Annotated in this window: 21 protein-coding genes and 4 tRNA genes; 13 read left to right on the top strand and 12 right to left on the bottom strand. The window is 62.7% G+C overall.

The window, feature by feature from the left end; all coding sequences use genetic code 11:
* The first annotated feature begins 99 nt into the window (after positions 1-99).
* A complete protein-coding gene (locus ACT5M9_RS02130) occupies positions 100-555 on the top strand; it encodes a type III secretion system chaperone family protein (RefSeq protein WP_457978290.1) in 456 nt (151 codons plus the stop codon).
* A 159-nt stretch (positions 556-714) separates the two neighbouring features.
* A tRNA-Ser gene (locus ACT5M9_RS02125) sits at positions 715-802 on the top strand.
* 85 nt (positions 803-887) lie between these two features.
* Here ACT5M9_RS02125 and ACT5M9_RS02120 read toward each other — a convergent pair.
* Both ACT5M9_RS02120 and ACT5M9_RS02115 read right to left on the bottom strand, forming a co-directional pair.
* The gene (locus ACT5M9_RS02120) at positions 888-1403 is read right to left on the bottom strand and encodes a phosphoribosyltransferase (RefSeq protein WP_457978291.1); all 516 of its coding nucleotides are present in this window, start codon (positions 1401-1403) and stop codon (positions 888-890) included.
* A complete protein-coding gene (locus ACT5M9_RS02115) occupies positions 1400-2587 on the bottom strand; it encodes an MFS transporter (protein WP_457978292.1) in 1188 nt (395 codons plus the stop codon). Before ACT5M9_RS02115 ends, ACT5M9_RS02120 begins: the two co-directional genes overlap by 4 nt.
* A gap of 168 nt (positions 2588-2755) precedes the next feature.
* Between ACT5M9_RS02115 and ACT5M9_RS02110 the strand changes: the two genes are divergently transcribed.
* The 6 genes from ACT5M9_RS02110 to ACT5M9_RS02085 all read left to right on the top strand — a co-directional run bounded on the left by ACT5M9_RS02110 (position 2756) and on the right by ACT5M9_RS02085 (position 8746).
* Positions 2756-3562, top strand: coding sequence for an HAD family hydrolase (locus ACT5M9_RS02110; protein WP_457978293.1), 807 nt, complete (start codon positions 2756-2758; stop codon positions 3560-3562).
* A gap of 44 nt (positions 3563-3606) precedes the next feature.
* Positions 3607-4371 (top strand): DeoR/GlpR family DNA-binding transcription regulator, encoded by a 765-nt coding sequence (locus ACT5M9_RS02105; protein ID WP_457978294.1) that lies wholly within the window; start codon positions 3607-3609, stop codon positions 4369-4371.
* 36 nt (positions 4372-4407) lie between these two features.
* Positions 4408-4656: a hypothetical protein gene (locus tag ACT5M9_RS02100; protein ID WP_457978295.1), complete on the top strand. Its 249-nt coding sequence runs from the start codon at positions 4408-4410 to the stop codon at positions 4654-4656.
* A gap of 255 nt (positions 4657-4911) precedes the next feature.
* A complete protein-coding gene (locus ACT5M9_RS02095) occupies positions 4912-5670 on the top strand; it encodes a MurR/RpiR family transcriptional regulator (protein WP_457978297.1) in 759 nt (252 codons plus the stop codon).
* Between the two features lie 120 nt (positions 5671-5790).
* A complete protein-coding gene (locus ACT5M9_RS02090; protein WP_457978298.1) occupies positions 5791-7299 on the top strand; it encodes a PTS transporter subunit EIIC in 1509 nt (502 codons plus the stop codon).
* 13 nt (positions 7300-7312) lie between these two features.
* The gene (locus tag ACT5M9_RS02085) at positions 7313-8746 is read left to right on the top strand and encodes a 6-phospho-beta-glucosidase (RefSeq protein ID WP_457978300.1); all 1434 of its coding nucleotides are present in this window, start codon (positions 7313-7315) and stop codon (positions 8744-8746) included.
* Positions 8747-9024: 278 nt separating this feature from the next.
* Here ACT5M9_RS02085 and katG read toward each other — a convergent pair whose 3' ends face one another.
* From katG to ACT5M9_RS02065, 4 genes are all read right to left on the bottom strand, one after another.
* A complete protein-coding gene (katG, locus tag ACT5M9_RS02080) occupies positions 9025-11187 on the bottom strand; it encodes a catalase/peroxidase HPI (protein WP_457978302.1) in 2163 nt (720 codons plus the stop codon).
* A 593-nt stretch (positions 11188-11780) separates the two neighbouring features.
* Positions 11781-11856: transfer RNA gene (locus ACT5M9_RS02075), tRNA-His, on the bottom strand.
* 47 nt (positions 11857-11903) lie between these two features.
* Positions 11904-11980 (bottom strand) — tRNA-Arg (locus ACT5M9_RS02070).
* Positions 11981-12014: 34 nt separating this feature from the next.
* Positions 12015-12091, bottom strand: a tRNA-Pro gene (locus ACT5M9_RS02065).
* 217 nt (positions 12092-12308) lie between these two features.
* Between ACT5M9_RS02065 and folD the strand changes: the two genes are divergently transcribed.
* Positions 12309-13166, top strand: coding sequence for a bifunctional methylenetetrahydrofolate dehydrogenase/methenyltetrahydrofolate cyclohydrolase FolD (gene folD / locus ACT5M9_RS02060; protein WP_457978303.1), 858 nt, complete (start codon positions 12309-12311; stop codon positions 13164-13166).
* Between the two features lie 138 nt (positions 13167-13304).
* On the opposite strand, the gene ACT5M9_RS02055 is transcribed toward folD, so the two are convergent.
* From ACT5M9_RS02055 to ACT5M9_RS02045, 3 genes are all read right to left on the bottom strand, one after another.
* On the bottom strand, positions 13305-14468 hold the full coding sequence (locus ACT5M9_RS02055; protein ID WP_457978305.1) for a trans-sulfuration enzyme family protein: 1164 nt from the start codon (positions 14466-14468) through the stop codon (positions 13305-13307).
* Positions 14469-14584: 116 nt separating this feature from the next.
* The gene (locus tag ACT5M9_RS02050) at positions 14585-15628 is read right to left on the bottom strand and encodes an isopenicillin N synthase family dioxygenase (protein ID WP_457978307.1); all 1044 of its coding nucleotides are present in this window, start codon (positions 15626-15628) and stop codon (positions 14585-14587) included.
* Positions 15629-16030: 402 nt separating this feature from the next.
* Positions 16031-16669 carry an NAD(P)-dependent oxidoreductase gene (locus ACT5M9_RS02045; RefSeq protein ID WP_457978308.1) on the bottom strand — a complete coding sequence of 213 codons (639 nt, stop codon included), beginning with the start codon at positions 16667-16669 and terminating at the stop codon, positions 16031-16033.
* A gap of 100 nt (positions 16670-16769) precedes the next feature.
* Between ACT5M9_RS02045 and ACT5M9_RS02040 the strand changes: the two genes are divergently transcribed.
* Complete coding sequence (locus ACT5M9_RS02040; protein WP_457978310.1) at positions 16770-17690, top strand: LysR family transcriptional regulator; 921 nt, start codon at positions 16770-16772, stop codon at positions 17688-17690.
* A gap of 175 nt (positions 17691-17865) precedes the next feature.
* Here the strand turns inward: ACT5M9_RS02040 and ACT5M9_RS02035 are convergent, their stop codons facing one another.
* A complete protein-coding gene (locus ACT5M9_RS02035) occupies positions 17866-18606 on the bottom strand; it encodes an SDR family oxidoreductase (RefSeq protein ID WP_457978312.1) in 741 nt (246 codons plus the stop codon).
* 232 nt (positions 18607-18838) lie between these two features.
* On the opposite strand from ACT5M9_RS02035, the gene ACT5M9_RS02030 reads away from it, so the two are divergent.
* Positions 18839-19765, top strand: a complete 927-nt coding sequence (locus ACT5M9_RS02030; RefSeq protein WP_457978314.1) for a helix-turn-helix domain-containing protein — start codon at positions 18839-18841, stop codon at positions 19763-19765.
* Here ACT5M9_RS02030 and ACT5M9_RS02025 read toward each other — a convergent pair.
* Positions 19762-21285 carry an EAL domain-containing protein gene (locus ACT5M9_RS02025; protein ID WP_457978316.1) on the bottom strand — a complete coding sequence of 508 codons (1524 nt, stop codon included), beginning with the start codon at positions 21283-21285 and terminating at the stop codon, positions 19762-19764. The two genes, ACT5M9_RS02030 and ACT5M9_RS02025, sit on opposite strands and share 4 nt — an antisense overlap.
* The gene (locus ACT5M9_RS02020) at positions 21275-22795 is read right to left on the bottom strand and encodes a diguanylate cyclase domain-containing protein (RefSeq protein WP_457978318.1); all 1521 of its coding nucleotides are present in this window, start codon (positions 22793-22795) and stop codon (positions 21275-21277) included. Before ACT5M9_RS02020 ends, ACT5M9_RS02025 begins: the two co-directional genes overlap by 11 nt.
* 430 nt (positions 22796-23225) lie before the next feature.
* Here ACT5M9_RS02020 and ACT5M9_RS02015 point away from each other — a divergent pair, with 430 nt between their 5' ends.
* Both ACT5M9_RS02015 and ACT5M9_RS02010 read left to right on the top strand, forming a co-directional pair.
* Positions 23226-25367 (top strand): TonB-dependent siderophore receptor, encoded by a 2142-nt coding sequence (locus ACT5M9_RS02015; protein ID WP_457978320.1) that lies wholly within the window; start codon positions 23226-23228, stop codon positions 25365-25367.
* 95 nt (positions 25368-25462) lie between these two features.
* Entirely contained in the window at positions 25463-26251 is a 789-nt protein-coding gene (locus ACT5M9_RS02010) for a siderophore ferric iron reductase (RefSeq protein ID WP_457980536.1), read from the top strand.
* Positions 26252-26321: the final 70 nt, after the last annotated feature.

Raw genomic sequence — 26321 nt, 5'->3', positions numbered from 1 at the left:
CAAAAAGAAGCGAGACGAAGAGCTATCCTCCTTGTGCGCTTTTGGTTGCCGGGAAATTGGTTTAGACTGCGCCCCTTGATCCCTATTGTATTCGTGAAAATGATGAATATCCCCAGCTCTGAAATGATAATGCGTTGGCTGCAACAGGCTCGGATCGAGCACTATGTGTGCGATCAGTGCCACGGCATCCACCTGGTCTCCCTGCAATCCGTGGAGGGTATTCAGGAGAGCCGGATCTTCGTCGAAGAGGAGGGGCTGTTGTTCTCGTCCGAGCTGGAGGTGCGTCCCTCGTCGCTGCTGCCGCTGATGGCCGAGCTGGGGCGTCTCAACATGCAATACCCCTCCCTCAAGGTGTTCCTCGACATCATCGATGACAACCTGCCGCGCCTCATCGTGGGCCACACCGTCTTCACCAAGGCGGGCCTCACCGTCGAGCAGTTCCTGCTGTTCGTCGAGAGCACCACGGCGGCGACCCACGAAGTGGTCTCCGAGTGCGAGCGACTGGGTTTCCTCAACCTGCCGGAAATTCAGGTGTCGCCGGAATCCGTGCACTGAGTCGAGGGGCTGAGTTGTGCGTTAAATGTGCGAACGGTTCGCCCAAGCCAAAAAGCCGTTGACGCAGGCGGCCCTTTCCCCTAAATTACGCCCCGTTCCGGCGCAACAGCGCAACGAACAACGTGGTGATTGAACACGTTAAACAGCAGTCGAAAATTTGGTGAGGTGTCCGAGTGGCTGAAGGAGCACGCCTGGAAAGTGTGTATACGGCAACGTATCGAGGGTTCGAATCCCTCCCTCACCGCCAAATTGAAAAACCGACCTCAGGGTCGGTTTTTTGTTTTCTGCTGCTGACCCTTTGAGCATCGCGAGGATGCGTATTGGCCGCGTCGTTATCTCTTCAGCTTGGAGATAGAGGGAATATTTCTGTACTTGTGCTCCCAGGGCAGACCGTAACCCACCAGCAGCTCGTCGCTTTCCATTTCATAGGCGTAAAACTGTTCGGCGGGGATGGCCATGCGCCCCGGTTTGACGAACAGGGTCGCGACAGAGAGGGAACTTGGCGAGAAGGTCTGCAGATGCGCCACCAGTCGCTTCATGGTACCGCCCGATTCGATGGCATCGTCCATCAGGATGACGTCTTTGCCCCTGATGCCGATGTTGTCGTGAAAGACGATGGGGGAGTCGTTGTGTCGCTCTCCCGGGGTGTGGGGGCAGGAGATGTAATCCATGGCGACATCGAACTCGAGCCCTCTGACCAGATCCGCCGTGAACAGCATGCCCCCAGGTACCACAGTGATCACCACCGCCTCCTCGAAGCGTTCGTTGAGCCGTTTGGCGACGACCTGAACACCCAGCTCGATATCCTGTTTGCTCAATACCGTTTCGCCGAAAATAGGGTTTCTCATGATTTCTCCAGACAAATTGATGACATAGATGCAGGGGCTGGCGTCAGCGGTACCCGTCTGCTGAGCAGCAGGGCGAACAGCACCAGGAGGGAGACCCCATAGAGGGCCGCGGGCAGATCGAGGGCTTCGGCGCCAAAGCCGACCAGAGCGGGGCCGGAGAGCACGCCGATATAGCCGAGGGTGGAGACGGCGGTGATGGCGAGGGCCCCCGGCATGATCCGCTGCTGACCGGCCGCCGAAAACATCACGGGCACTATGTTGGAGCAGCCCAGGCCGATGAGGGCATAGCCCAGCAGCGCCGCCTGCCAGCTTGGCAGAGCGAGACTGAGCAGGAAGCCCGTGATGGCGATGAGGGCACCACCAGTGACGACCCGTCTGGCCCCCAAACGAGCGACGATGCCGTCACCCAGCAGGCGGCCGCCGGTCATGGCGATGGAGAAGAAGAGGATCCCGAGCCCGGCGGCGCTGGCCGGTACGGCGCGATATTCATGGAGGAAGATGCCGCTCCAGTCCAGCACTGTCCCTTCGGCCAGGAAGAAGACGAAACAGATGACACCGATGAGGATGACGGGGCCCCTTGGCAGGGCGAACAGAGGGCCGCTGTGGGATTGCGGCTCTGTTCTGTAGCCCGGGGCGCTCAGCGCCAGCAAGGCCAGGATGAGGAGCGATGTGGCCAGGGTTGCGCCCAGCGGGGGCAAGCCGAGGCTGAGCAACAGGGTGAGGACGAAGGCGCCGCTCATGCCGCCCAGGCTGTAGAAGCCGTGAAAGCCGGACATGAGCGGCTTGCGGGCATCCTTCTCGACGGCGAGGGCATGGATGTTCATGGCGCAGCCCGTGGTGCCAATGCTCATGCCGTAACAAAGCAGGGTCAGGGCCAACAGGGTGGGGGATCCCGCCAGCGTCAGGCCGGGCAGCAGCAGGGTCATGGCCAGGACGGAGCCGACAAGCGTCCGCTTGCAGCCAAATCGGCTGGTGCAGATGCCCGCGATGGGCATGCCAAGCAGGGCGCCCCCGCCGAGACAGAGCAGCATCATGCCCATGGCGCCGTCACTCAACAGCACATGCTGCTTGACGAAGGGGATGATGGAGGCCCAGGCCGCCGTAGCGAAGCCCGAACAGAAGAAGGTGGCTCTCGTTGCCAGCCTATCGCGGTGAGGCCGTTTGAGGGAGAGGGGGGATGGCATTATGGTCTCCTGAACATGGGGGGGGCGGCGGCAGTTCACCTGCCGGGTTGGCATCATGCTATGACATGCTCAAACAAAAATGAACACAAATGATCTTGTTTTTGTTTGTTTGTGTTCATTTTGGCAATATGATGACGGCGTCACAGAGAGGATCGCCGAGGCAAGAGCATGATAAAACTCATCATTACGGATATGGACGGGACCTTTCTCAACAGTCAGGGCGATTACAACCGGACTCTGTTTCGCGACGTCGTGACCGCCATGGGGCGACAGGGGGTACATTTTGCGCCCTGCACTGGCAAGCAGGTGGACAGGGTCGAGGAGCTGCTGGGGGAGCAGAGCGCGAACTTCTGGATCCTGGGGGACAGCGCCACCCGAATCAAGCACCGGGGCCGCTATGTCTATCAGTCGCTGCTACAGAACCGCTTGGGGCTGGCCATCATAGCGCAGCTCGCACGCGTGCCGGGCTCGCACATCACCATTGCCTGCACTGCCGAGTTTGCCTTCATCAGAGAGGATATTGCGCCCCACCTGAAAGAGCTGGTGCGCCGCTCCTACAGCAAGGTCAAAACCGTCGCTGACTTTCACGAGATCGGCGCCGATTTCGTGAAGATCACCGTCTATGACGAGCAGGGTCGCTGTCCTGAGCTGAGAGGCGAGCTCGATGCCTTCAATGACGATGCCTATATCGTCGTGTCCGAGAAGAACTGGATCGACATCGCCAACGCCGGGGTACACAAGGGCACCACTGTGGCCAGGTTGCAGCAGATGGTCGGTGCCGGTCGCCATGAGACCCTGGTGTTCGGGGATGGGTTCAATGATGTCGAGTTGATGGCGTGTGCCGATCTCAGCTTCGCCATGAGAAACGGTTGCGACAAGACCAAGGCGGCTGCCAACTTCATCACCCGCTCGAACGATGACGACGCCGTCATGCACACCATATTGCGGTTGCTCGCGCTGCAATCGGGCCGATGAGGCGCGGCGAGCAGGCGCAAGGGCCATCACCACAGAGGATCATCATGGACAAATATTCACCGGAGGAGCGGCAGCTGCTGATCCTGGATCTGCTGGCCTCTCATCACAAGGTGATGGCGGCGAGCCTGGCGGATCAGCTCGGCACCACGGAGGCGACCATCAGGCGGGATCTGCGCCAACTGGCCGATGCCGGGCAGTGTAAGCGGATCCACGGGGGGGCCATCTCCTTGTCACCCCAGACGGGCACCCTGACCGAGCGCAGCAACAGCAAGGTGGCCGAGAAACAGGGGCTGGCGCTGGCGGCCCTCGGCATCATCAAGGAGAAGCAGCTGATCTTTCTGGATGCGAGCAGCACCCACTTGCTGCTGGCCTCCATCATGCCGGAGCACCTGGATCTGACGGTGGTGACCAATAGCCCGGCCATCGCGGTGCGACTGCTGGAGCGGCGCAATGTCAGGACCATTCTGGTGGGTGGCGAGCTGGATCCCATGGTGGGCGGCGCGGTGGACATCACGGCGGCCGAGTCCATCCAGAAGTTTCGCTTCGATCTCTGTTTCCTCGGGGTCTGCGCCTGGTCATCGGATCTCGGTTTCAGCGCCATCCATTACCAGGACAGCGAGTTCAAGCGCCGGGTGGCGGAGCGTTCCGGCTCCCTGGCGGTGCTGTGCAATGACGACAAGATTGAATCCCTGGCGTCCTACCCCTTCCTGAGCTCGGCACAGACGGACTACCTCATCTGCACCCAACAGGATCCCATCCTGATGGCGGCGTTCAAGGCAGTCGGCTGCACCGTCATCACGGCGGGTTGAGACGCCACACGAAAGGACTGACAGAGGGAGAGTGACATGGGGTTATCAAACAGGGATAAATCCGGCCCGGGACCATCCAGCGAGGCGCGATCCGTCAGGGAGTCATCGGCAGGCCATGATGGGGCAGGCAGTCATCCGGTCGAGCCTGGCTCGCCAAACGGAGGGTCGCGCCTCGGTGCTCGCCTCGTCGCCGAAACGGAGCGCTACATGGCGTCCCTGCTGGCCCTCTACCGCTGGGAAGAGGAGAGGGAGGGGCGCGGGGCCGTCGACGAGGATCCACGGTGAATTATGCCACCCTCCTTGATATTCGTTATTCCCCCAGTCCGTTCGGGAGCCGGGATAGTTAAGTTTCATCTGACGCTTTATATGTTGGGCCCGGGGAATGACCGGGTCTATGGGGCGACATACGGCGCCGCATGAGCGTGACTGTCATCACGTTTCCCGCTTTTAGTTTGGTCTCCACTCGTTCGCGTTTCTGCTTTTGTTACACTGCGTGACATTGTCTCGGCTGAGGAAAGCAAGCGCTTCGGGTGATGTAAAATGTTCAACAATCAATTGGTCTCCACTTTAAATACATTCGAATTTAAAGTTTATAACTATGTCATGAAACATCATCAGACGGTTATTTATATGACGGTCAGGGAATTGGCGGAAGCCTGTGATGTGTCGACGGCCACTGTATTGCGATTTTGCAAAAAAATGAATTACAGCGGTTATGCGGAATTCAAGGCCTACCTCAAGATGAACGCCGAGAAGCGCGGCCAACTCGCCATTCCCCACGGCGCCAACGAGTTCCTCTCCTTTTTCAAGAGCATTAACAACGATGAATTCGACGCGCTGATCCTGAGCGCGGCCGGGCAGATCGCCGAGGCCGAGCGGGTCATCTTCGTGGGGGCGGGCACCTCAGGCACCCTGGGCCGCTACGGGGCGCGCTTCTTCTCCAACATCGGCAAGTTCAGCAACCACATCGACGATCCCTACTACCCGGTCAATACCGACATGTACAAGCAGGCGGTGGCGATCGTGCTCTCGGTCTCCGGGGAGACGACGGAGATGATCAAGCTGGCGGAGCAATTCCTGCTGCATCACTGCAAGGTCATCAGCATTACCAGCGATAATAAATCCACCCTGGCCCGGATGGCGGACTTCAATATTTCCTATCATGCGGCGAGAGTAGTCGTCGACAATGAATATGATATTACTACCCAGGTGCCGGTGATTTATATCATCGAGTCCATTGGCCGCCAATTGGCAAACACCATTAATGCCAAGATGTCACAGGCTGTGTCTTCAATGTAACAAATAACATTGTTGGCATTTTGTTATATCGTGACAAGGTTGAGTGCTTTCCCTACCATCCACTCACACATTATTTAAATAACCCCAGAATGAATTAATAAATGGCAGGGAAGAAACATTATGGCAATTAACTATGCGGATTCGGCGAAACAGATCGTCGAGTTGATCGGTGGCGATGGCAACGTGATCAGCGTCACCCACTGCGCCACCCGGCTGCGGTTCGTCCTGAAAGAGATGACCAAGGTCGACAAGGAGGTGCTGAAACGGGTCAAGGGGGTCATCACCGTCATCGAGTCCAGCGGCCAACTGCAGGTGGTGATCGGCAACCACGTCGGTGACGCCTACCGGGAAGTGCAGAAGCTGGTGCAGATCGACGAGAACGCCGTGATCGATGCTCCCAGAGTGGGCATGGTGAACCATCTGATGGACATCATCTCCAGCATCTTCGCCCCCTTCCTCTATCCGCTGGCCGCCTGCGGCGTGTTGCAGGGGCTCATCTCCTTCTTCGCCGCCATCGACTGGATGGACCCCGCCAGCGGCACCTTCCGCATCCTCAACTTCGTCTCCTGGACCGGCTTTACCTTCCTGCCGGTGATGGTCGCCTTCACCGCCGCCAAGAAGTTCAACGTGAACCCCTTCACCGCCGTGATCGCCGCCTGCGCCCTGGTGTCGCCCGATTACATGAACATGCTGACCGCGAACAAGATAATACTGGCGAACTCAGCGGATCCGGCGGTGCAGGCGCTGATGCAGTCGGCGATGGAGAACCCGGCCATCAACGAGGCCATCGTCAACCTGGTGGGGGTGCCCCTCAACAGCGCTCCCCTCAGCTTCCTCGGCCTGCCGGTGCAGTACCTGAGCTACACGGCCTCGGTGATCCCCATCATCCTGATGGTGTGGGCCATGTCCTATGTGCAGCGCTTCTTCGAGCGGATCCTGCCTGTGGTGGTGCGCAACCTCTTCACCCCCATGTTCTGCCTCGCCATCATGGTGCCGCTGACTCTGCTGGCCTTCGGCCCCATCGGCAACCTCATCGGTGGCGCCATCGGCGGCATCTACAACACCCTTTACCACCTGAGCCCCGCCATCGCCGGCTTCGTGGTGGGCGCTGTCTGGACACCCCTGGTGACCCTGGGCGTGCATTGGGGCATCACCCCGGTGACGGTCGGCAACTACGCCACCCTGGGCTATGACACCTTCACCGGGCTGCAGGCCTCCGCCGTGTTCGGCATCGCCGGCGCCGTGTTCGGGGTCTACTTCAAGGCCAAAGACGCGGAACTCAAGAGCATGACCCTCTCGGCTGGCGTAACCGCATTGTTTGGCATCACGGAGCCCGCCATCTACGGGGTGGCCCTACGCTTCAAGCGCCCCCTCATCTGCGGCTGCCTGGCCGGCGCCATCGGCGGCACGGTGGCGGGGGCTTTCAACGCGGTTTCCTGGAGCTACTGCATCCCCGGCATCGCCGTGCTGCCGGTGTTCTTCAAAGAGGGTCACATGGCGCAGTTCCTGGGCTTCCTGCTTTCCATCGGCGTCGCCTTTACCCTGGGCGTCATCTTCTCCTGGCTGGCGGGTTTTCAGACCGATGCCGAGATAAGCCGACCCCAGCCGCTGAAATCCGAAGCCGTATAAGGAGCGACAAGTCATGAACAACGCATTGCCAAAAGAATTTCTGTGGGGGGGGGCGGTCGCCGCCCACCAGGTGGAAGGGGGCTGGGATCAGGGCGGCAAGGGGATGAGCATCGTCGATGTGCTCACCAGTGGCGCCCACGGGGTGGAGCGCATCATCACCGACCAGATTGAGGCAGGCCATCGCTACGCCAATCACGAGGCGGTGGACTTCTACCACCACTACAAGGACGACATCGCGCTCTTCGCCGAGATGGGCTTCAAGTGTTTTCGCACCTCCATCGCCTGGTCGCGCATCTTCCCCAAGGGGGACGAGGCCGAGCCGAACGAGGCGGGGCTGCGTTTCTATGACGACCTGTTCGACGAGCTGCTGCGCCACGGCATCGAGCCCGTCATCACGCTTTCCCACTTCGAGATGCCGAACCACCTGGTAATGGAATACGGAGGCTGGAAGCACCGCAAGCTGGTGGATTTCTTCGTCCACTTCAGCGAGGTGGTGCTGCGCCGCTACCAGCACAAGGTCAAGTACTGGATGACCTTCAACGAGATCAACAACCAGCGCAACTGGCAGGTACCCCTGTTTGGCTACTGCTGCTCCGGGGTCATCTACAACCAGGAGCCGAACCCGGAAGAGTGCATGTACCAGGTGCTGCACCACCAGTTCGTGGCGAGCGCCAAGGTGGTCAGCCTGGGCCATGAGATCAATCCGGAGCTACAGATCGGCTGCATGCTGGCCATGGTGCCCCTCTATCCCTACTCCTGCCACCCGGACGATGTGATGTATGCGGAAATCGCCATGCGCGAGCGCTTCCTGTTCGGGGACGTGCACGTGCGTGGCCACTACCCCGCCTATATCCGCAAGGAGTGGCAGCGCAAGGGCTATCAGATCGTCATGGAAGCGGGGGATGAAGCGATCCTGCGGGCGGGCTGCGCCGATTACATCGGGCTCAGCTACTACATGAGCAACGCGGTGAAGGCGGATGGCGCCGGCACGGGCACCGCCCTGTCGGGGTTTGCGGGCAGCGTGCCGAACCCCCATGTGCAGGCCTCCGAATGGGGCTGGCAAATCGACCCCGTGGGGCTGCGTTATACCCTGAACCTGCTCTACGGCCGCTACGAGAAACCGCTGTTCATCGTCGAGAACGGCTTCGGGGCGCGGGATCAGAAGGACGAGCGAGGGGAGATAGACGACGACTACCGCATCGCCTACTTGCGCGCCCATATCGAGCAGATGAAGCTCGCCATCGTCGAGGACGGGGTGGACGTCATGGGCTACACCCCCTGGGGTTGCCTCGACTGCGTCTCTTTCACCACGGGGGAGTACAGCAAGCGTTACGGATTTATCCACGTGGATAAGAACGATGACGGCAGTGGCACCCTGGCGCGCAGCAAGAAGCGCAGCTTCGACTGGTATCGACAGGTCATCGCCAGCAACGGCGAGACGCTCTGATCTGCCAGCCATATATGCTGATTAGCTGATTTACACCGCCCATTTTCACCAACCGTCATCATCTCGCCGTGGGATGGTGGCGGTTTTTTTATGGTGAGGCAGCATGAGAAACCGATGTGTCCCGTGGTGTGACGACTCCCGGCGCCGGTTTGGATCTGACAACTGATAAGGCTGCCCATGTGTTGATAGGTGGGGAGGGCATAGACGAAGTGACCGAAGAGACGGCATAAAAAAGCCCCGCCCCGAGTTACCGGGGCGGAGCGCTGGTTATAAACGCCTTAAGCGAGGTCGAAGCGATCCAGATTCATCACCTTGGTCCAGGCGGCCACGAAGTCCTTCACGAACTTCTCCTTGGCATCCGCGCTGGCGTACACCTCGGCGATCGCCCGCAGCTGGGAGTTGGAGCCAAACACCAGGTCAACCCGGGTACCCGTCCACTTGGCCTTGCCGCTCTTGCGATCATGGCCGGTGTAGAACCCCTTGTCCGCCGCCGGCTTCCACTCGGTGCCCATGTCTAGCAGGTTGACGAAGAAGTCGTTGGAGAGGGTGCCCGGGGTCGCGGTCAGCACCCCGTGCTGCCCCCCTGCGTTGGTGCCAAGCACCCGCATGCCACCCACCAGCACCGTCATCTCCGGGGCGCTCAGGGTCAGCAGCTGCGCCTTGTCGATCAGCATGGATTCCGCGAAGGCGGCGCACTCACCGCCGTAGTTGCGGAAGCCGTCGGCCAGGGGTTCCAGCACGGCGAAGGCCTCGACGTCGGTCTGGGCCTGGGAGGCATCCATCCGGCCCGGCGCGAAGGGCACGGTCACGGCGATCCCCGCCTTCTTCGCGGCCTGCTCGACCCCGACACCGCCGGCCAGCACGATGAGATCGGCCAGGGAGACCTTCTTGCCACCCTTGTTGAACTCGGTCTGGATGGCTTCCAGCGCCTTGAGCACCTTGGCGAGCTGGGCGGGCTGGTTGACCGCCCAGTCCTTTTGCGGGGCGAGGCGGATGCGGGCACCGTTGGCGCCGCCGCGCTTGTCGGAGCCACGGAAGCTGGAGGCCGCCGCCCAGGCGGTGGAGACCAGCTCGGAGACCGAGAGGGAAGAGGCCTGGATCTTCTCCTTGAGGGCGGCCACGTCCTTGTCTCCGACCAGGGGGTGATCGACCGCGGGGATGGGGTCTTGCCAGATCAGCTCCTCTTTCGGCACTTCCGGCCCCAGGTAGCGGGCTACCGGGCCCATGTCGCGGTGGGTCAGCTTGAACCAGGCGCGGGCGAAGGCATCGGCGAAGGCTTGCGGGTCTTCGTAGAAGTGGCGGGAGATCTTGCCAAACTCGGGGTCAAACCTCAGGGTCAGGTCCGTGGTCAGCATGGTCGGCTTGTGGAACTTGCCGGGGATGTGGGCGTCCGGGATGATCTCCGGGGCATCTTTTGCGACCCACTGCTTGGCACCGGCCGGGGACTTGGTCAGTTCCCATTCGTACTTGAACAGGTTCTCGAAGAAGTTGTTGCTCCAGAGGGCCGGGGTCTTGGTCCAGGTCACCTCGAGGCCGCTGGAGACGGTGTCCTTGCCGTGGCCGCTGCCGTAGTTGCTCATCCAGCCGAGGCCCTGGGCTTCGAGCGGGGCTGCTTCCGGTTCCGGGCCCTTGTGGGATTCCGGTGCGGCGCCGTGGGCCTTGCCGAAGGTGTGGCCGCCGGCGATGAGGGCGACGGTCTCCTCGTCATTCATGGCCATGCGACCGAAGGTGGAACGGATGTCCTTGGCCGCCTCCATGTAGTCGCCGCTGGCGTTCGGTCCCTCCGGGTTGACGTAGATCAGGCCCATGTGGGTGGCGCCGAAGGGGGCAGTCAGCTCGCGATCCCCCTTGACCCGATCCGGGTCGACCCCGAGCCAGGCGATCTCATCCCCCCAGTTGACGTCCTGATCCGGCTCCCACACATCCGGTCGGCCGCCACCGAACCCGAAGGTGCGGAACCCCATGGATTCCAGCGCGACGTTGCCGGCGAGGATCAGCAGATCGGCCCAGGAGATCTTGTTGCCGTATTTCTGCTTGATGGGCCAGAGCAGGCGGCGGGACTTGTCGATGTTGACGTTGTCCGGCCAGCTGTTGAGGGGGGCGAAGCGTTGCTGGCCGCGACCACCGCCACCACGGCCGTCCGTGGTGCGATAGGTGCCGGCGGCATGCCAGGCCATGCGGATGAACTGGGGACCATAGTGGCCGAAGTCCGCCGGCCACCACTCCTGGGAGTCGGTCATCAGTTTGACCAGATCCTTCTTGAGCGCCTTGTAGTCAAGACTCGCAAATGCCTTGGCGTAGTCGAAGTCCTTGTCCATGGGGTCTGAGCTGTCGGAGTGCTGGTGCAGCAGATCCAGTCTCAACTGATTGGGCCACCAGTCGCGGTTGGTTCTGCCGACGCCGGCGGTGTGGTTGAAGGGGCATTTGCTTTCTTCACTCATCTCAATCTCTCCTTGCTATGGCTGGCAACGCTCACGAGTATGGAAGACAGTTCCATGTTGCTCGGTCAGCCTGTTTGACATTGCTCGTCGTATTGCAGTTGGGCTTCTCTTAATAAAGGGTTCTATTTCATCGGCTTGTTTAATGATGCGCCACCTGTGGCACGAAAGAATGGATTGCACCCATCTAAATTAACAATCCATTTACGATAGCATCCCATGCGGCATAGCGAGTGGGTCGAGCAGAGGAGCCGACAGCAGTCAGTATGATGCGCAGGCGAGAATTATTTAGTTTTTCATCAGTATCACGACATCCGATGCCAAAATTTGCGCCAAGTCATTGTCGGGAGAGAAATTTCGATAAGGGCAGCCCCTTGGGCCGTTTCTGTGATCCCGATGGGTGGCGAGGATGGGCAGCCGCCAGGGGCATAGCCGGGATCAGCTCTGGGAGGGGGAAGGGGAGCCAGGGGTTGCCGTGTGAGCAGAGAAGGGAGAAGAAGCGAGAGAAAACAGGCAACAAAAAACCGGCACTAGGCCGGTTTGATGTACGCCATCTTGTGGCGTCGCCCGAAGGCACAAGGCACATCGGGGAATAATGGGGTGGCTGATGGGGCTCGAACCCACGACAACCGGAATCACAATCCGGGACTCTACCAACTGAGCTACAGCCACCACTGAAATCTGCCGTCAATGCGCGCTCGTCAAATCCGCTGCATTAATGGCGCGCCCTGCAGGATTCGAACCTGCGACCCACGGCTTAGAAGGCCGTTGCTCTATCCGACTGAGCTAAGGGCGCTTTGTATCGAAGAGTCTCGACTCCACGATGAACCTGGTCGGTGATAAAGGATTCGAACCTTTGACCCTCTGGTCCCAAACCAGATGCGCTACCGGGCTGCGCTAATCACCGAGACTTTTTACTGCCTCAACCCGCTTGCCAGCATACCGAGCGCGGCACCACTGGGCAACGGGCGGGCATCATACCCAAGCGGCAAACGCAACGTCAACGACTTTTTCCGCCAGTAAATTCAAGTGCCTACTTATTGCCCGTCCTGCGAGAGCCGCTAACACCCGCGCCAAAAAAATGCGACAATGCGCACAGTTGAACACAGGATGAGTGAGAACCGATGTCTGCCAAAATCATTGATGGAAAACAGGTTGCGCAAACGATTCGCAATCAGGTCGCCAAACAAGTCCAGCAGCGCCTGGCCGAGGGAAAACGTGCTCCCGGGCTGGCGGTGGTTCTGGTGGGAATGGATCCGGCGTCCCAGGTCTATGTGGGCAGCAAGCGTCGTGCCTGTGAAGAGGTGGGCTTCGTCTCCCGCTCCTACGACTTGAGTGCCAATGCGAGCCAGGCAGAGTTGCTGGCCCTGATCGACCGGCTCAACGCCGATCCCGAGGTGGACGGCATCCTGGTGCAGTTGCCCCTGCCGGCCCACTGCGACGCGACCCAGGTGCTGGAGCGCATCCGCCCCGACAAGGATGTGGATGGCTTCCACCCCTATAACATAGGCCGCCTGGCCCAGCGCATTCCGGCCCTGCGCCCCTGCACCCCCAAGGGGATTATGACGCTGATCGAGACCACAGGGGTCAAGACCCACGGCCTGCATGCCGTGGTGGTCGGCGCCTCCAACATCGTCGGCCGTCCCATGATGCTTGAGCTGCTGCTGGCGGGCTGCACCACCACCACCTGTCACCGCTTCACCCAGGATCTGGAGGCCCAGGTGCGCCGCGCCGACCTGCTGGTGGTGGCGGTGGGCAAGCCGAACTTCATTCCGGGGGAGTGGGTCAAGCCCGGCGCCCTGGTGATCGATGTGGGCATCAACCGCCTGGCGGACGGCTCCCTGGTGGGGGACGTGGAGTTCGAAACGGCCCGCAGCCACGCGGCCTTCATCACGCCGGTGCCGGGGGGCGTCGGCCCCATGACGGTGGCCAGCCTGATGGAGAACACCCTGATCGCCTGCCAGGAGTACCACGACGCCTGAGTGCGGCGCACTCTAGCGCCACGGCGTTACCAGGCGGCATAAGAAGAGGGAAGGCGATGCCTTCCCTCTCTGCTTTTGTGTGTCCCGACACTACCCCCGCGCCGAGCCGGCAGGGGCTGGCGCCGCGTCAGCGTCGCATCAAATCAGTGCCAGTGCCGCCGCCAGATCGGCGATGAGATCGTCTGCGTCTTCCACCCCGATACTGAAGCGAATGAGATCGTCATTGACCCCGGCGGCGAGCCGGCTCGCCTCGTCCATGGCGGCGTGGGTGGTGCTGGCCGGATGGCAGGCCAGACTCTCGAGATCGCCGAGGCTCACCGCCTGCACGAACAGCTGCAGGTTGTCGAGCAGGGTGGCGCAGCGGGCAAAGCCCCCCTCCAGCTCTATGCTCACCATGCCGCCGAAGCCGCCGGCGAAGGCGCCGAGGGCGTCGTGGCCAGGGTGGCTGGCGAGCCCCGGGTAGATCACCTTCTTCACCGCCGGATGGGCGGCCAGGAAGTCGGCCACCTTCTGGGCGTTGTGCAGATGGGCGTCCATGCGCAGGGGCAGGGTCTTGACCCCGCGCTGCAGCAGATAGGCCTCCTGCGGCCCTATGGGGGAGCCGATGTGCTTGAGGGCCACGGTGCGGATGGACTTCATCAGGGCGTGGGAACCCGCCACCACACCGGCGATGATGTCGCCGTGACCGCCCAGGTACTTGGTGCCGCTGTGCATCACTATGTCGATGCCAAGCTCGAGGGGGCGCAGCAGATAGGGGGTGAGGAAGGTGTTGTCACAGACGCTGATGGCACCCACCTTGCGGGCCGCCTCCACCACGACCCTGGGATCCACCACCTTGAGGGTGGGGTTGGTCAGCGTCTCGAACAGTACCACCTTGGTGGCGGGGCTGATGTTGGCCAGCAGATCCTGATCGCTCTCGTAGGCGGTGACCCGGATGCCGGCACGGCTGAAGGTCTGTTTGAGGAAGGCATCGGTGCCGCCGTAGAGGGGGCCGATATAGGCCACCTCGTCACCGCTGTCCGCCAGGGCATACATGATGGCGCTCACCGCCGCCATGCCGCTCGCCACCACCAGCGCCTCGTCGGCCCCTTCCAGCGCCGCCAGTTTCTGCTCAAGCTCGGCGGTGGTGGGGTTGCCAAAGCGGCTGTAGATAAAGCCCGGGGCCTGGCCGGCGAAGCGCTCCTTGCCCGCCTGGGCATTGAAGTAGCTGAAGGTGCTGCTCTGGTAGAGGGGAGTGGTGAGTGCACCGGTCTGGGGATCGATCCGCTGGCCGCTGTGCACGCTCATGGTCTTGAATTTCATTGTTTTTCTCCGTCATTGCCAGGCTGGCTGGCCATCTGCTTGATCTGTTTATTGTGGCGGGGGAAGGGCGTTCCTTCCCGAAAACGGGATGGCCCCGGCGGCCATCCCCCGTCTGTTCATGCCGGCTCGGGCAGGGGGTTGGCTGCACCCCGTGTGGCCGCTTGGGCGGCGCCATAGTGGCGGGCCGCCACGTCCGGGTGGGAGCGCAGCCTGCCTTTCAATACGTTCTCTCCCACCTGATAGAAGAGGGGGTTGGTCGGATCGCTCTCGGGGCCCTGCGCCTCGGCCGCCAGCTCGGGGGAGAGCGACAGCAGCGGCACGGTAGCATCCAGCCTTGCCGCCATAAAGAAGGCGCAGGAGAGGCGCGAGACCCCGGGGGGCGGGCTCTTCACCCGGTGCAGGGTCGCTTTCAGGTAGCCGTTGGAGGCGAGCTCCAGCAGCTCGCCGATGTTGACCACTAGGGCCCCCGGCAGGGGCGGGGCGGAGATCCAGCCGTTTGCCGTTTCCACTTCCAGGCCGGATTGATCGTCCTGCATCACCAGGGTCAGGTAGCCCGGATCCTTGTGGGCGCCCACCCCCTGGCCGCTGCCACCTTCGTCCTGTCCCGGGTAGTGGATGAGCTTCATGTGCTGATAGGGGACGCCGCGAATGCTCTCATCGAATACCCCCTGCGGCTGTGCCAGTGCCTCGGCGAAGGCGTCGAGCAGGGTGAGGGTTATGCCGGTCAGCCGTGCCTGCCAGGCCAGCAGCGCGTCCTTCATCTCGGGCAGGGCCGCTGGCCACTGGTTGGGGCCGATGAGCCGCTGCCAGGGCTGGTGGAGTGCCACCCCGGGGAGCGCCGCTTCTTCCCCCATGATGTCGAACTGCTCCCGCAGATCCGGCCGCGCACGGGTGAGCTCGGCCCCGACCTGGTTGTAGCCGCGAAAATGGGGGGAGTGGACCATCTGCACCGCCCGCTTCTCCTGCTCCGGCAGGGCGAAGAAGCGGGCCGCCAGTGCCAGCATCTCCCGCTGCTCCTCCTGGCGCAGATCATGGCCGACCAGGTAGAAGAACCCCACCTCCCGCGCCGCCTGGCCAAGCCTTGCCAGCATCTGGCGACGGGTATCGGGGGCGCCGCTCAGGGCGGCGAGATCGATGATGGGCAATGATACGTTTTCCATGTGTATCTCCTCAGACGGTCGGGGGCGGGGGCTGGTCCCGCGTTCGGATGACGAGGTGGGCCGCCGCTGGCCTGCTGGCCAGAATCGTGCGGCTAACCACGGGTTGAGGTGATACTAAGGTTCGGAGTTATAACGGCAAAACAACGAATTATTCTTAGTTATATACAAAAATCGAAATAGAATTCGCTTTAAGTTCGAGTATGGATGGCTTGAATGGCTCTGAGGCCAGGATAGGCGCGGCTCGTCCCTGTGTGAACCTTGCGCCGGACGCTCTGGCTGGCAGGGGGAAAATGGGCAGAGAAACCTGCTGCTGGGGGACGAAAACAAGGAGGGGGGCATCAGCCTCCCTCGTTTTTATGGTGTTTATGGCTGCCCTGAGCCGGGCGCCAGGGCTTGGGACGATCAGTAACCCAGGGTGAAGCGCTGGCGCAGATGGGTCGGTTGCTCCACCTCGTTCAACACGCCGTCGGCCAAGTCGCCGACGGTGATCCCGGCGGGCTTGTCACCGGCAAACAGCACCCGATCGCCGCCGAGCCGGTAACCGCCGCGTTTCTCACCGGGCTCGAGGAACACAGGGGGGGAGACGAAGCGCCAGTCGAGGGCGGTTTCACGGCGCAGCGCCGTGAGGCCGTCGCGGGCGGCCAGCGCCCCCTGCTTCCACTCGGCCGGGAAGTCCGGGGTATCCACCAGCTGCACGCCGGGGGCTATCTCCAGACTGCCGGCGCCGCCGATGACCAGCAGCCAGCTGTTGGCCGCCGCGGCTGCAGCGACGATGGCGCTGGCGCCCTTGAGGTACTGATCATAGATGTCCGGCACGCTCCAGCCCGGGTTGTAGGCGCTGATCACCCGATCGTGCCCCTTGAGCACGGCGGCCAGCGCGGCGGGATCCTGAGCGTCCACCGCTACCGCGTTGACCTGGGGATGGGGCGCAATCTTGCTCACATCGCGCACCAGGGCGGTGACGTTGTGACCACGGCTGACCGCTTCGTTGAGGATGGCTGCACCGACAAAACCGCTGGCACCGATCAGGGCAATTTTCATGGGGATTCTCCTTCACTGTTGGAATGGGGTCATCCTACGCCTCCGAATGTGATTTAATAATCCACTATAAAATGCATTCACTTGTAAGCTGGATTTAATAATGGATCAGCTCAGACGTTACGCCATCTTCGCCGCCGTGGTGGAGGCGGGCACCATGACCGGGGCCGCCAAGGCCCTCGGCATGACCCCCTCCGCCGTCAGTCAGCACATCAGTCAGCTGGAAGCCCAGCTCGGTCTCACCCTGCTGCACCGCTCCACCCGTCGCCTCAACCTGACCGAGGCGGGGGAGGTGGTGTGGCAGGGGTGCCAGTCCCTGCAGCAGACCCTGGATCAGACCGAGCTGCGTCTGGCCGAGGTGCGCGACAGCCTGCTCGGGGAGGTGAGGATCACCGCTCCGGTGGGCATGGCGGGCCAGCCCCTGGCGCGGGCACTGTCGCCGCTGTTGCAGGCTCATCCTGGCCTGTGCATCCAGATCATCGCCGACGACGGCAAGCGGGATCTGATCGCGGAGCGCATCGACGTGGCGCTGCGGGTCGGCACCCTGTCCGATTCGAGCCTGGTGGCCCGCAGACTGGGACAGACCCGGATGATCCTGTGCGCCGCCCCGGCCTATCTCGCCCGCCGGGGCAACCCGCGCAGCCCAGAGGATCTGTTGGCCCATGACTGGCTGGCGTCGGATCTGCTGGGTGGGGGGCTGGTCCTGTTCGATGAGAGGGGGGAGGGGCACAAGGTGAGGCCCAAGCCCAGGGTGCTGTGCAACAACGTGCTGCCCCTGCGCCAGTTCACCCTGGCGGGGCAGGGGATCTCCCTGCAACCGGAGGGGGAGATCGCCGAGGATCTCGCCTCTGGCCAGCTGCTGGAGCTGCTCCCCGGCTTTCGGGTGCCCCCCATGGAGATACACGCCATCACCCCCCAGCGGGAGATCCCGGAGAAGGTGCGACGGGTGATCGAAGCCCTGCGCCGCCACTTCGCCGAGCCCCAGGGGGCGATGCAGGTCCGTCCGGCCCAGATCAGCCCATAGGCCGCCGGGATGGTCAGGACGCCTTGGCTAAAAGATCTGGTCACAGACCTCCTCATCCAGACCGCCGTCAATGAAGCCAAAATGCAGAGGGCAGCCTGCCTGGCTGCCCTCGTCACATTCATTCGAGTTGGCGCTATTTCATCGGACGCTCTCGCCATATCCGCTTAGACAGGCGTCATTTCATATAGAGGCCGCCGTTGATGGCCAGGGTCTCGCCGGTGATATAGGCCCCCGCCTCGCTGGCGAGGAAGACCACGGCGGCGGCTATCTCCTCCGGTTTGGCGAGGCGGCGCATGGGGATGTCCGCCTTGATGCTGTCGAGGATATCGGTGCGGATCGCCTCCACCATGGGGGTGGCGGTGTAGCCGGGGGCGATGGCGTTGACCGTGACCCCGAAGCGGGCCCCCTCCGCCGCCAGCGCCTTGGTGAAGCCCAGCATGCCCGCCTTGGCCGCCGAGTAGTTGACCTGGCCGAACTGCCCCTTCTGGCCGTTGACCGAGGAGATGTTGATGATGCGGGCATCGCGCTGCTCGCACATGGCGTCGAACAGCGGCTGGGTCACGTTGTAGAGGCTGCACAGGTTGGTGTGGATCACCTCGAACCACTGCTCCGGCGCCATCCGCTTGAAGGCGCCGTCCCGGGTGATGCCGGCGTTGTTGACCAGCACGTCGATGCGGCCCTCCTCCTGCAGCAGCCGGCCCAGGGTCTCGCGGCACATGGCGGTGTCGGCCACGTCCAGCGCCAGCAGCCGCACCCGCTCGGGGTGATAGCCCTGCGCCTCGTACCAGTTGTGGGCGGCGGCCGCGTTGACGCTGGAGTGGGTGGCTATGATGCGATAGTCCTGCGCCAGCAGGGCCGTGGTGATGGCGGAGCCGATGCCACCCCGGGCGCCGGTGATCAAGGCGATTCTCTTCATGGTTGCTCTCCCTGCAATGTTTGGGTTCGATTGAAGACCATATGGTGTTTATCAACTAATTGATAGATCTGTCTTCAAACAATCTGGCAGAGAGAGACGTCACTTTTGTGACAAGGGGTGACGCTGCATCGCGGGGGATGGCGCCGCCTGGACCCTTGCCCCCGCGGCGGCGGCCATGTTTAATGTGCACTCCCTGAACGGAGGCTGAAGCCTCGCAGGCAGAGACCCCATCATGACCGCATCCATGCTTTCCACCCAGCCCGGCCGGTTGCCGGCGGCTCGTCTCCATTTCACCCGCATCGAGCGGGTGCTCGACTACATCCATTCCCATCTGGATGAGCCCCTCTCCCTGGAGCAGCTGGCGGAGCAGAGCTGCTGGTCTCGCTGGCAGTTGCAGCGGGTCTTTCTGCATGAGACCGGCTTCACGGTGGCGCAATACGTGCGGGAGCTGAGGCTGAGTCTGGCGGCGCAGGCGCTGCTCTCGACGGGGCAGCGGGTGCTGGATCTGGCGCTCTGCCATGGCTTTGGCTCCGAGGTGAGCTTCAGCCGCGCCTTCAAGCAGCAGTTCGGCTGCTCTCCGGCTGCCTATCGCAAGCGGGGGCTGAGGCTGGGGCTCGCCATGCCGCTGGCGCGCGCTCAGACCCCTCTGGCCAGCAGCCCGAAATGGGTGCAGGTGAGGGTGGAGAGCCGGCCGGGTTTCGTGTTGCAGGGGGTGAGGGGGGAGATCCGGGGGCTGTTTGCCGAGGAGCCCGATTTCCAGCAGACTGTGCCCGCCATCTGGCGCGCCTTCCAGCATCAGGGGCAGCCAGATCCCGCCTGCGAGCTGCTGGGGGTGGTGGATGTCTCCCTCGCCAACGAGTCGAGACTGCCCTACTGGGCGGGGCTGGCCGTGGGGGAGGATGCCCCGCTGCCCCCCGGTCTGGCCCGGCTGCGGGTGCCGCCCCAGAGCTATGCCGTGCTCACCCACGTGGGCCCCATCGGCGAGCTGGCCGAGACCCTCAACTGGTTCATCCTGCACTGGCTGCCTAGCTCGGGATACCGGGGGCTGGACGGCTTCGAGCTGGAGTCCTATGGCCCCGGCTTCAACGGCCAGCAGGCCGATGCCCGCATGGAATACTGGCTGCCCATCGCCCCCTGCGAGGAGCCGGCCTCCTCCTAGGGGTGGGGGAGGAAGTGCCGGCTGAAGTCGCCGGGGGGGAGTGGCTTGGCGAAGAAGAATCCCTGCTGATAGTCGATGCCGTAGCGGCGTACCATCTCCACCTGATCCCGGGTCTCCACCCCCTCGGCCACCAGCGCCACCTCCATGCGCCGCGCCAGATCCAGGATGTTCTCGACGATGAGGCGGGAGGGGCCCTCCTCCTGGATCCCCATGATGAAGCTGCGATCGATCTTGATGATGTCCACGTGAAACTTCTGCAGGTAGGAGAGGCTGGAGTGGCCGGTGCCGAAGTCATCGATGGCCACCAGCACCCCCAGGCGGTCGAGGGCATCGAAGATGGCCAGGGTCTGCTCGTCGCACTCCAGCATCTCCCGCTCGGTGAGCTCCAGCACCAGCCGGATGTCCTGGCCCGGCAGGGCGTCCAGGAAGGCGCGGCACTCGCTCACTATCTCCTGGCTCTTGAAGTGCTGGGCACACACATTGACCGCGACGTGAAAGTTCGGCGGCAGCCTGTCCGCCACGGTGCGCAGATGTTCCAGGGTCTGCTCCATCAACTGGCGGGTCATGGGCACTATGTAGCCGCACTCTTCCGCCAGGGGAATGAACTGGTTGGGGGCTATCATGCCTTGCTCCGGGTGGCGCCAGCGCATCAGCACCTCGCAGCCACGAAGCTGGCCGTCGCTGTCCATCACGGGTTGCAGATAGGGAACGAACTCCCGCGCCGCCAGGGCGCGGGCCAGCTCCCGGCGCGGTGAGCCGCCCCGGCCGCTCAGGTGGAAGGTGAGCAGCCCCAGCAGCAGGGCCAGCACCGGGGTGACCAGCAGGGTGTCGCGGTTGTAGTCCCAGGCGAAGGCCAGGATCTGCCGGTAGCCGTTGAGGGCCACCAGCCGGTAGGGGTGCTCGTCGGAGAGGTTGACGATGAGGTTGTCCCTGTCCGCCAGCAGGGGGGCGGCGCTCTGGGTGCGGCCATAACCGTCGAGGGCCTTGTCTCCCAGGATGAAGAAGAGGTTCTCCTCCCCCTTGACCGCCCGCAGGGCGCCGAAGATGTGAAAGCCGTCCAGCTCGGCCAGCAGGGTGCGCCCGCCGACCTGCTTGCGATAGAGGATGGCGGTCTGGCCCGTGATGGGGCTGTGGCTCGCCAGGATCAGATCCTGCTTGCCAAACAGGTAATGGGGCAGGTTCTGCTCCTGCAGGGGGCGGTGCAGTGTGGTGCAGAGCAACCGATTGCCTTCCAGCACATAGAGCGCCCTGGCGTAGGGGGAGGCGATGATGAGATCCCGCAGCGCCAGGGTGTTCTCCTTGCAGGCCCGCCCGATCAGCGGGCTCGCCGCGTCGAGCAGGGTCTGGCTGTCGTCGATGGCCCCATCGATCATCGCCTCGGCATGATGCAGGCTGCGCTCGTTATCCTTGCGAAGGCCGGCGGCCGCCTGCATCAGGTTCAGGACGGTCAGCGCGATCAGCAGGCCGACGCCGAGCAGGCCGGCAAGGCGCAGCCGCTGTGCCAGGGTCTCAGTCGGCATGATGTATCCGATCCTTGCCATTGTGCTTGGCCTCGTAAAGCGCCTGATCCACCTTCTCGATCAGCTGTGAGATGGACTCTTGTTGCCACTGGCCGAGCCCGGCGGAGAAGGTCACCACCATGTCGCTCTCACGCCATTGGCGGGTTGCCACCCGCTGGCGCCAGCGCTCCAGCAGGGTTGTGGCCGACTCCTTGTCATGCCCCGGTATGAGGATGGCCAGCTCCTCGCCCCCATAGCGGTAGAGGTTTGCCCGCTTGCCCGCCACCTGCATGCCCTCCTGGGCGACGGTCTGTAGCACAGTATCCCCCATCAAGTGACCCCGTTGGTCGTTGATGGCCTTGAAGTTGTCCAGATCGACGATACCGAGGAAGAAGGGCTGGCCGTTGTCGACGCAGGCCCTGAGATCCTGATCGAAGCTGCGGCGATTGAACAAGCCGGTGAGAGCATCCGTGGTGGAGGCGGTGATGGCCTCCTGCATCTGATCGTGACCATGCTGGATCTCCTGGCGCAGCAGGTTGTCGGGCTTGTCCAGATCGATGCGACCGACCCGCATCATGGCGACGATCTGGATGATCATCTTGTTGTAGGAGTTGCGCAGGGAGCCCCAGCACAGCAGGCAGATCAGCAGACAGACCGGGATCACGATGAGCAGCAGGTAGGCATCGGCCCGGCTGGCACTCTTGAAGTCCTCGTCGCTGACGGTATAGATGACGAACCAGTCCGGGTTGGAGAAGGAGTAGTAGTAGAGATGGGTCCGGGTCTGCGGGTCATGAAGGTGATCTTCCCCGTTGGTCATCTTGCCGATGAGGGCGGGGTCTATGCTGTGGCGAAACAGGTTGCTCACATCCGAATGGAGCAGGATGTCGCCGGCCCTGTCCACCACGTAGAACTCCCCCTTGATGGGGCTCTTCAACTGGCGCAGCGGATAGCTCAGGTGTTCGAGATTGAGATCCATGGCCAGGGTGCCGAGGGGGTAGCCATCCTTGCTGACGATGAGCTGGGAGAAGGAGACGGTCTGCTGCCCGGTCTGCGCATTGGTGTAGTGATCGCTGTAGTTGACGAACAGGCTGCGGGAGGTGGAAGACCTGTACCAGGGGCGCGTGGTGGCATCGAAATCGGTGTCGACCGCCAGGAAGGGGACGGTATTGAAGTGGCCGCGGAGATCGGAGGCGACGATGCTGGTGATGTTGGGATTGATGGACAACGTTTGTATCAGCACGGTGCGAAGCGAGGACTGCTCCTCGTTCAGGAACCCCTCCAGCCTTGGCTCGTCGATGAAGTTGCTGGTCTCGTTGAGGATGTACTCCAGCGGCTTGAACTGCTGCTCGATAAACTGGGTCGCCATGTTGTGGACGAACATGGCCGCCATCCCGTGGTACTCCTGCTCGGCCGAGCGCTTGATGATGCAGCTGACGGCCGCCATGCTGGCGATCAGGGTCAGCATGATCACGCCAAAGGAGATATTGAGCTGGGTATTGCAGTTCAGGTCTTTGCTGATGATGTTGTTCATGGCGCTGTCTGGTGGCCTTGTATCGTCTCGAATAGGGCTGATTTTGGGGGGAGGGAGTCTATCGTCATCCCTGTCAACATGGCTTGACCCGGATCAAGTGAACTGGTGAAAAAAGAGTCATTGCTCTAAACCAGATCCTGACAATCAGGTTTTACCCTCTCTTTTATGCTGCATTTTCCAGCTTATAGATTGACCTATGCTGGTTTTGGCGAGATTGGCCACATATGTGCCACCTCGTCTCCCGAGGCTCCCGCTCTCCGCCGTCCCTGACCGCCGCCGTCCAATTGGTGCCAGATGACGCCCGGCATCCCTGGCACTCCCCGGTTTTCCCGCCAACATGCCCCAAATTGTTAATTCAGGGGCGAAATAGAACAATAAAATGCAAATGAGATTTGTTACTATTCACATGCAGTTGGCAGTCGAGGATCAGATGCAACTTGTTCACCCCCCATTGACCGTGGTCGCCGCGACCATCTCCGCCCTCTTGGCAGGCTCAGCCCTGGCCGCCCCCCAGAGCTCGACCGAGCCGGTGGCCGACGAGACCCTGACCGTGCTGGGCCAGACCTATCGCAACACCGCGACCAAGACCCAGCTCGACCCCATCGAGACGCCCCAGGCCATCTCGGTGGTGGACGGCGAGACCCTGGAGCAGCGCGGCGTCAGCTCGGTGAGCGAGGCCCTGCGCTATGTGCCCGGCGTCAACACCGAGCTGCGGGGCGGCGCCGTCAATCGGCTGGACCTGTTCAATATCCGCGGCTTCGACAACTACCAGAACTTCTACGACGGCCTGCTGCTGCAATACAACGAGTGGAACCTGCAACCCCAGATAGATCCGGTGGCCATCGAGCAGCTGGAGGTGTTCAAGGGGCCGACTTCCGTGCTCTACGGCAGCATGCCGCCGGGGGGCATGGTCAACCTCATCGCCAAACGCCCCCAGCGGGACGCCAAGCACAGCGTGAGCCTGGCCACGGGTACGGGGGCCTTGAAAGAGATGACCCTGGACAGCACGGGGGCCATCAACGAGCAACTCGCCTACCGGGTGGTGGGGCTGGCTCGCCAGAAGGACGGCCAGGCGGTGACCTCGGAGGAGGAGCGCTACGTGTTCGCGCCCTCGCTCGACTGGCAGCTCGGTGAGCGCACCCTGCTGAATCTGAACCTCTATTACCAGAAGGATCCGGAGGCGGGCATCTACACGACTGTGCCGGCGAGCGGCTCGGTCAAGAGCAACCCCTTGGGGCAGCTTGGCAGCGACACCTTCCTCGGCGACGAGAACTGGAACGAGTACAACCGGGATGTGACCCTGCTGGGCTACAAGCTGAGCCACGAGTTCAACGACAACTGGCAGGTGCTGCAAAATGCCCGCTACATGGATGCCTCCGCCTATCAGCGCAACACCTATAACGCGCCCCTGGCGGCGGACAATCGCACCGTGGCGCGCAACGCCTACCTGACGGACGAAGATTCCCGCGGTTTCGTCATCGACAACCAGCTGGCGGGCAAGCTGATGACGGGCAACGCCCAGCACAACATGTTGCTCGGGATCGATTACCAGTATCTGGATGCCCACATCCTCTATCGGGATACGCTCGACTACTCGGCCCCCAGCATCGACATGTTCAACCCGAACCACAACCAGATAGTGCCGAGTGCCCTGAATTTCTCCTATGAGGATCGCAAGGTCATTCGCCAGTCCCAGACCGGGGTCTATCTGCAGGATCAGGTGCGCCTGGACAGGCTGGTGGCCATCGGCGGCGCCCGCTACGACAGCTACCGGATGGATACCGACAGCCATACCCTCTACCAGGGATCCGCCAGCCAGTCTCTCGCGAAGATCGATCAGGACAACCTCTCCTTCCGTCTCGGCGCCCTCTACGAGCTGGACTATGGCTTCTCCCCCTATGTGAGTTACGCCGAGAGCTTCGAACCTGTGCCGGGGGCGGACAAGAACGGCAAGGCGTTCGACCCCTCCACCGGCCAGCAGTGGGAGGGGGGCGTCAAGTTCCTCTCCGAGGACATGAGCAAGACCTTCACCGTCGCCGCCTTCCATATCACCAAGGAGAACGCCCTGGTGACGGATCCGGACAACATCTACGGGCCCAAGCTGCAGACCGGCGAGATCGTCTCCAAGGGCATAGAGCTGGAGGGGCGGATGGATCTCACCAGCAACTTGGATCTGGCCCTGAGCTACACCCGCCAGGACATGGAGATCACCCGCGACACCACGGATCTGCAGGGCAAGACCCCGGTCTGGGTGCCCAAGCAGATGGCCTCCTTGTGGAGCAACTACTATGGCGGCGGCAGCCTGCAGGGCATGCGCATCGGCGCCGGCCTGCGCTACGTGGGTGAAGCCCAGCTCGATGCCGCCAATACCGATACGGTGCCGGATTATCTCCTGATGGACATGTCGGCGGCCTACGATCTGGCCGAGCTGAGCCAGAGCCTGAAAGGGGTTCAGGCGTCGCTTAGCGCCACCAACCTCTTTAACAAGACCTACTACTCCTGCTACGACCAGAACAACTGCTGGTTTGGCGCCGAGCGCAACCTGGAGGCGAGACTCAAATACGCATTCTAACCCTGCGTCCCGGCCCGCGGCCGGGCTTATCCCGCCCGGGTTCGCCCTCCCGCGAGCCCGGTACAGTGCCAGCCCATGGGCAGGGCGGCATGCCCATGGGCGAGGGCCTTGGCAGCCTGGCGGCCCGGACCCGGGCCCGCCATCTGGCGGATCATCAGGCCCTGTGCGCCACCGCCTCGTCCCTGATCGCCTCCCTCAAGGGGGAGCCGGTGGCCGGGGAGACGCCGCTGCTGGTGGCGAGCGGCACTCGCCAGCCGGCCCCCGAGCTGGCCCGGGCGCTGCACGACTATTGGCGTCTGGCCCACCCGGAGGCGGGCCCGGCCTATTGGCTGACCCGCAGCTGGGGCATGCTCTGCTGGCAATCCATCTACCTCGCCATGGTGGCCGTCTACCGGGTCGGCGCCGTGCCGGCCCTGGACCGACTGGGGCAGGGGTATCAGGCCGGGCTGGTGTCCGGCTTCACCTTGCCGGTGGAACCCATGATCACCGGGGCGCGGGAGGTCTTGATCGCGGCTGCAGGCACTCGGCTGCGGACCCACTGGCAGCAGCTGTTCGAGCTGATGGGGAGCGTGCAGCGGCTGAGGCCAGGCTTCATCCGCCCGCTGTTGGCGGACGATCTGCTGGCGGCCCTGGTGCGGGTGCCTGACTTCTTCGGCGAGATCAGCCGGGAGGAGGTGGCGGCCCATGCCCCGCTCTGGCTCGCCGCCTGCGGCTTGCCGAGCGAGCACCTGGCGGGCTGGAACTCGCTGCAAGCACCACCAGGGGTGGAGGCCGTCCCCGGCTATGTGCGCCAGCGCTGCTGCCTGCACTACAAGCGTCGGGACGGCGAGCTCTGTGGCAACTGCCCGCGCCGGCAGGGCGCCCTGAGCTGCGATGAGGAGTGATGCCCAGGGCTCGCCCGGGTGGATGAAGATGCGTGCAAGCCGCCCCATAGGGGCGGCTTTTTTATTGGGG

The organism is Aeromonas sp. AE23HZ002T15, assembly GCF_054165525.2.
Note: the sequence above shows the minus strand (reverse complement) of the source record. Positions and strands in the feature narration are given on the sequence as shown.